General features: G+C 75.8%; 1 protein-coding gene. It reads left to right on the top strand.

The annotated features are described in order from the left end of the window. Window positions 1-425, top strand: a 425-nt coding sequence (locus CCN37_RS40495) for a VWA domain-containing protein (RefSeq protein ID WP_168201046.1), incomplete at both ends; no start/stop codon positions are given.

Here is a 425-nt window from a genome sequence, read left to right as displayed (position 1 = left end):
GCGCTCCCGTGGCGAGCCCGAGGGCTTGGAGCGGGCGTTGGACCTGGTCGAGGAGGCCCTGCGCGCGCCAGCCGCCGTGAAGCGCTTCGGCGAGGCCGGGTTCCGCGATCCGCAGGGCGCGGCGGCCGCGGGCTGGGCGGAGCGCGACGGCGTGCGCGGCGCGGCGGCGAAGCTGGTGCCGACGCCGACCCCTGATCAGGCGGCCGAGGTCCTGCGCACCTTCAGCGCGGCGACGCTGGACGCGCGGATGCTCGCGGTGATCGACGTGTCCGGGTCCATGCAGGCCAGGGCGGGCAACGGGCAGACCCGGATGGAGCTGGCCAGGGACGCGGCGCTGACCGCGCTCGGCGTGCTCCCGGACTCCACCCAGCTCGGCCTGTGGATCTTCTCCACCAACCACTCCGGCAGCCAGGACTGGACGCAGC

It is taken from the genome of Allokutzneria sp. NRRL B-24872, assembly GCF_002155965.1.
In the GTDB taxonomy this organism is placed as follows: domain Bacteria; phylum Actinomycetota; class Actinomycetes; order Mycobacteriales; family Pseudonocardiaceae; genus Allokutzneria.
Note: the sequence above shows the minus strand (reverse complement) of the source record. Positions and strands in the feature narration are given on the sequence as shown.